Raw genomic sequence first — 4,524 nt, 5'->3', positions numbered from 1 at the left:
GGCCTCCCAGTCACCGGCGGCGCGTTCCGCCGGTTCGATGCCGACACTGTGGAATTCAAACCGATTTGGACGGACAGCGAATATCGTCGCCGCGGCTACGCCAAGGCGCTGCTGGCCGAACTGGAGGCCACCGCGGCCAGAAGGGGCTATCGGCGGGTGTACCTGATTACCGGCAACCGTCAACCGGAGGCAGAGGCGCTGTACCGGACCACCGGCTACACCGAGATGGACGCGCCGTCGTTGCCGTCATGGGGACCGTTCCACCCGATCGCTTTCGGCAAGGGTCTGCCATGACCGATCAGCTGCATTTGGGTGTTGCGCTCGATGGCTACGGCTGGCATCGGCGAGCGTGGCGAACCACGCTGAGCGCCGACCCCGCGGCGCAATCGGTGCTCAGCGGCCGGTACTGGGCCGGCCTGGCAGCGACCGCCGAGCGCGGCTTGCTGGATTTCCTGACCATCGACGACACCCTGACACCTCAACCCGGACGCCGCGAGGAAATCTCTCCGCGGCGGCTGGCGGGTCGCGCCGACGCGGTCCTGGTTGCCGCGCGCATTGCCCCGGTCACCCGACACATCGGGCTGGTGCCGGTGGCCACCGTCACCCACACCGAGCCGTTTCACGTCTCCAAAGCCATCGCCACATTGGACTACATCTCGCACGGGCGGGCTGGTTGGCAGCCTCGGGTGAGCGCAACCGCGCATGAGGCGGCATTGTTCGGTCGGCGCAACGGATCACAGTCTCCTGACGGTCTGTTCGACGAGGCCGCCGACGCCGTCGAGGTGGTACGCCGGTTGTGGGACAGCTGGGAGGACGACGCGGTGATTCGCGATGTGTCCACCGGGCGCTACATCGACCGAAACAAACTGCATTACATCGACTTCGCCGGAGACTACTTCTCGGTCAAGGGGCCCTCGATCACCCCGCGTCCACCTCAGGGGCAGCCGGTGGTGGCAGTATTGGCTCATGCACCACGTGTCTACGAATTCGCTGCCGCTAGTAGCGATCTCGTCTTTGTTACGCCGACCGATGACGCTTCGCTACGCGCCATCATTCGCGACGTGCATGCGGCCGGTGGTGCCCGACTGAAAATCTTCGCCGACGTGGTAGTGACGTTCGGTGGCGACTCCGATTTCGGATCTGACGCACTCATATTCGGTGGCAGCGCACAGGATTTAGTCGAGCTGCTACTGGGCTGGCAGCAGCTGGGCATCGACGGTGCGCGGCTGCGGCCGGCTGTCAACGCCGCCGATCTTCCGGTGATCGTCGATGAGGTGGTGCCATTGCTGCAGCGCGCCGGACGGTTTCGCACCAGCTATGGTCAGCGTGAGAGGTTGCGCCAACGGCTCGGCCTGCCGACGGCGCCCAACCGCTATACGACGGTGAGCCGATGAGCCGCGCCGGCGACGATGCAGAGCGAAGCGATGAGGAGAGCGGCGCATGACCCCGGTCCCGCTTTCGATTCTGGATCTGGCGCCGATCAGCGCCGGCGGCGACGCCGCAACGGCCCTGCGCAACACCATCGACCTGGCGCAGCGTGCCGAGCAATGGGGATATCGCCGATTCTGGATCGCCGAACACCACTTCGTCGGCGTCGCCAGCTCGGCGCCGGCAGTGCTGATCGGTCAGATCGCGGCCGCTACCAACACGATTCGGGTGGGCGCGGCTGCAATCCAGCTCAGTCACACCACGGCCGCTGCGGTGGTGGAGAGCTTTGGCACCCTGGACGCCTTCTATCCCGGCCGCATCGACCTTGGCGTCGGACGGGGGCAACGACGCGACACCGGGTTCAAGCCGAAGCAGCCATCGGCCAAAACCCGCCCGCCGCGGCAGTGGCGCGAAGTCGACGGTGTGGTGATCCCACTGCCGTTCGACCTGCGCGGGCTGCTCGATAAGGAGCGGGTGCAGGCGACCATGGGGATCTTGCAGCAGCCGGAGGCGGTGGCGCCTGCCTTCGCCGAGCAACTCGGCGACATCATCGCGATGCTGGACGGTACCTACGAGGTCGAGGGTTTCGACGTGCACGCGGTGCCGGGGGAGCGATCCGGGCTGACACCGTGGATCTTCGGCAGCACCCGGGGGCAAAGTGCCAGGCAGGCCGGTGCGCGCGGGCTGCCGTTCGTGGCGAGCTATCACATCACCCCGGCCACCGCGCTGGAGGCCATCGACGCATACCGTGATTCGTTCGTCCCCTCGGCCACGCTGCAGCACCCCTACGTCGTGGTATCTGCCGACATCGTCGTTGCCGACGACAATGCCACCGCAAGGCATCTCGCCACCGGTTACGGGCAGTGGGTGTATTCCATCCGAACCGGTGTTGGCGCCGTGCCTTACCCGGATCCTGACGACTGCCGTCCGCTCACCGATGAACAACTGCCCGTGGTAAAGGACAGGCTGGAAACGCAATTCGTCGGCAATCCGGATGAGGTCGCAGACCGGTTATGCGCGCTGCAACGACTAACCGGCGCCGACGAACTGGTCGTCACATCGGTAACACACCGCCATGAAGACCGGCTGCGTTCGCACCAGCTGATCGCGCAGCGTTGGGGGATAGGCGAATGAACACACGTGAAGGCAAGCACCGCAAGCCGATTCACCTCGCCGCCCACTTCCCGGGCGTCAACAACACCACCGTGTGGACCGATCCCGCCGCGGGCAGCCAGATCGAGTTCGACTCGTTCATACATTTGGCCCGCACCGCCGAACGCGGGCTGTTCGACTTCTTCTTCCTGGCCGAGGGCCTGCGGCTGCGTGAGCATCGGGGCCGGATCTACGACCTGGACGTGGTGGGCCGGCCGGACACCTTCACCGTGCTTGCGGCACTCGCGGCCGTCACCGACCGGCTCGGCCTGACCGGAACCATCAACACCACCTTCAACGAGCCCTTCGAAGTGGCAAGGCAATTCGCCACACTAGACCACCTGTCGGATGGCCGCTCAGGCTGGAATATGGTCACCTCCTCGGACGCCTTCACCGGCGAAAACTTCCGGCGCGGCGGCTTCCTCGACCACGCCGATCGTTACCGCCGCGCCGAGGAGTTCCTGGCCGTGGCACGCGAATTCTGGGACAGCTGGGCGGCCGACGCCATAGTCGCCGACGTCGACACCGGACTGTATGTCGATCCCGCGCGCGTGGGGACCGTCGAGCATGATGGAACCCAATTCGCGGTGCGCGGAGTCGCGACGCTGCCAGCCGGGCCGCAGGGATCTCCGGTGCTGTTGCAGGCCGGCGACTCTGACGACGGCCGGTCGTTCGGTGCCCGGTACGCCGACGCGCTGTTCACCCTGCACGGATCGCTGGAGGACGGACAGCGCTACTACGCCGACGTGAAAGGCCGTGCGGCCTCCTATGGGCGAAATCCCGACCAGCTCAAGGTATTTCCGGCTGCGATGTTCGTGCTCGGCGATACCGCCGAGGAGGCTGCCGACAAGGCGGTGCATATTCGGCACCAGCAGGTCAGCGGCGCGACGGCGATCGCCATGCTTGAGCAAGTGTGGGGCCGTGACCTTTCCGGCTACGACCCCGACGGGCCGTTGCCTGAAGTCGATCCGACCGGCGATACCGGTATCACCCAGGGCCGGGTCCGGCACGGCGACCCGGTCGCGGTGGCTCGCAGGTTCCGCGAACGCGCCGAAGCCGAGAAGCTGTCAATCCGCGAGCTGGTCATCGCCGTCACCAGCCGGGAGCAATTCGTCGGCACCGCGGCTCACATAGCGGACGAGATCGACCGCTACGTGCAGGCCGACGCCTGCGACGGATTCATCTTGGTGCCGCACCTGACCCCGCACGGCCTGGACGACTTCGTCGACCAAGTGGTGCCGCTATTGCAGGAGCGTGGCGCGTTCCGCACCGAATACAGCGGCCACACCCTGCGGGAGCATCTCGGGCTGACGGCGAAGGCTTAGCCGACTCGGTACACCAGTCGCACCACGCCCGATTCCAGTGGCGTCGCCGACGTCAGCTGCAGCCGATGCTCGCGACCGACGCGACCGAATAATGGCGTGCCGCCACCGAGCACCACCGGATGCACGTTGAGTCGCAGTTCGTCTATCAACCCTGCGTCGAGCAGACCGGCAACTGTCGTCGGACCGCCGACCGCATAGATCTCGCCACCGGGCTCCTCCCGCAGTCGTCGCACAGCGTCGAGATCGGGGATGGCCCGTGCCACTGGCCAATCCAGGCGGCTTGAGCTACTGCTGAGGACGTAATGCGCCGTGCGATTGGCTAATTCGGCGTAACGGACTTCATCAGTCGTCGGAGCCGATCCCGTCGCCACCAACGGCTGGTCCGGATCGGTGTTGATCGTGCGCCAATATTGCTCGTAGTCCGGGTACATTCCGCTGCCGAGCACGCACGCGTCGATCCGGTCCAGCAGCTCCCAGTCAAAGGTGTCGGGATTGGTGCCGATCCAGTCGGTTGCACCGCTTGGACGTTCGGCCAACCCGTCCAGGCTGACCTGCATGCTGGTGGTGATTTTTCTCCTGCGAGCCATACCCGTACAGACCGCTGGCATGTCGCGAAGTC

The 4,524-nt window shown here is 65.8% G+C and carries 5 protein-coding genes; 4 read left to right on the top strand and 1 reads right to left on the bottom strand.

Features of this window, described 5'->3' with window-relative positions:
* The 4 genes from WAN71_RS26535 to WAN71_RS26520 all read left to right on the top strand — a co-directional run.
* Positions 1–294: GNAT family N-acetyltransferase (locus WAN71_RS26535; protein WP_422228178.1), on the top strand; the 294-nt coding region annotated here is incomplete at its 5' end.
* A complete protein-coding gene (locus WAN71_RS26530; RefSeq protein ID WP_422228177.1) occupies positions 291–1,394 on the top strand; it encodes an LLM class flavin-dependent oxidoreductase in 1,104 nt (367 codons plus the stop codon). The genes WAN71_RS26535 and WAN71_RS26530, both read left to right, overlap by 4 nt.
* 46 nt (positions 1,395–1,440) lie before the next feature.
* The gene (locus tag WAN71_RS26525) at positions 1,441–2,562 is read left to right on the top strand and encodes an LLM class flavin-dependent oxidoreductase (RefSeq protein ID WP_422228176.1); all 1,122 of its coding nucleotides are present in this window, start codon (positions 1,441–1,443) and stop codon (positions 2,560–2,562) included.
* Positions 2,559–3,905, top strand: a complete 1,347-nt coding sequence (locus tag WAN71_RS26520; RefSeq protein ID WP_422228175.1) for an NtaA/DmoA family FMN-dependent monooxygenase — start codon at positions 2,559–2,561, stop codon at positions 3,903–3,905. The genes WAN71_RS26525 and WAN71_RS26520 overlap by 4 nt, the downstream gene beginning before the upstream one ends.
* Here the strand turns inward: WAN71_RS26520 and WAN71_RS26515 are convergent.
* A partial coding sequence (locus WAN71_RS26515) for a dihydrofolate reductase family protein (protein ID WP_422228174.1) occupies positions 3,902–4,524 on the bottom strand: 623 nt, incomplete at its 5' end. The two genes, WAN71_RS26520 and WAN71_RS26515, sit on opposite strands and share 4 nt — an antisense overlap.

Origin of the sequence: Mycobacterium sp. (genome assembly GCF_049280035.1) — a bacterium.
Classification (GTDB): Bacteria; Actinomycetota; Actinomycetes; order Mycobacteriales; family Mycobacteriaceae; genus Mycobacterium.
This window is presented reverse-complemented; position numbering and strand designations above follow the sequence as displayed.